The sequence below is a fragment of the Reichenbachiella sp. genome (assembly GCF_039941815.1).
Lineage (GTDB): Bacteria > Bacteroidota > Bacteroidia > Cytophagales > Cyclobacteriaceae > Reichenbachiella.
Genome location: NZ_JBDVDW010000045.1, coordinates 1 through 1,277 on the forward strand (window position 1 = coordinate 1; position 1,277 = coordinate 1,277).

Annotated in this window: 1 protein-coding gene and 1 pseudogene; both read right to left on the reverse strand. The window is 43.9% G+C overall.

Annotated features, from left to right (window positions below; all coding sequences use genetic code 11):
- A pseudogene (locus tag ABJF11_RS10755) lies at positions 1-758 on the reverse strand (hypothetical protein); the annotation flags it as partial.
- 15 nt (positions 759-773) lie between these two features.
- A partial coding sequence (locus tag ABJF11_RS10760) for an ATP-binding protein (protein WP_348119853.1) occupies positions 774-1,277 on the reverse strand: 504 nt, incomplete at its 5' end.

The window sequence follows — 1,277 nt, forward strand, 5'->3', positions numbered from 1 at the left end:
TCTGCTGTTTCTTTAGCTCGCCTAATCTCGGAAATCTTGCTCATTAATAGGGAGCTTTGGGATAACTTTGACCTGGTGCAGTAGACCAAAAGTACTGTTCGTTCAGGAAACTCCAGAGTGCTTTCAGAAACTTCGATCCCAATTGAAAAGGCAACTTTTCTAAAGTCGTGGACTACAGCCATTCGGTCATCTAGAACAGGCAGCCATATCTCCCACCAAATTTCCTGTTGGCCGTCTGTTGGTAGGACCGAATCATCGTCGTTCCAAAGTTCGTTAAATGCTGACTCTCTAATAGATTCGATCGCGTCTATGAGCGTTCTGTTATCTCGAGGACCGCCCTTACGATCCTTACGTTCCTCTAGGTAGTCTTTAATCTTTTTCTCAAAAAAGCCGATCTTATCAATGGGAACAAAAACGGAAACGGTAACTTTATCGTCATGATACCGCACATTTAATAATTCAAGTTTTTGTCGTGAGTCAGCTAGACTCTCGAATGCAAGCTCAACCCCGGGGAAGCTATCAAACGTAACTTGAAGGCCGATGGATGACTCTAGCTCGTACTGTTCCGCCTCTCGCTCTATTGCAGGCTTTGAGTCTTTTACACGATTAAGCTGGGAGGAGAGGCTTGCGGCTTGTTCCTTTCGATTTTGTTGCGGAACATTTTTGGCGGTAACTACCTTCCTAGGATATGTGTATTTTTCAGGTTTGCCAGTACTACCGAGAAATATATGTTGCCGTCCATCCTTGATGCTGGGCATTTACAACTCCTAACTTTATATAGATTTTCTCATCTCTCGACGATCAGTTATAGCATCTTTCAACATGCTAGAAGTTATTTTGTCATGCCCGTATATTAGCGTTTCCTTCACTGCCTCATCTGCCACCCTAACAATTTCAGCATTACTAAGGCCCTCGCAAAGGTCGGGGAGCTTCGACCACTGGAAACCTTTCGAGACATGACCAGCTAATCTTGCCTTAAACAACCTTACTATTTCATCTTTGCTAGGCATTGCATACCTGATTACATCATCGAAACGCCGAAAAAGTGCGCTATCAAGAACCTCGATGTGATTTGTCGCGCATACAATTAGGCTATTGGAGTGGTCTTCTTCGATCATTTGAAGAAAGCTATTCAATATTCTTCGGGCTTCCCCAACGTCATTCCCGCCTTGGCGCTGCGAACCGAGAGCATCAAACTCATCAAAAAAATATACGCCTCGCACATTTGATATTGCATCAAACACCTGGCGAAGTTTTGCCGATGATTCACCCATAAA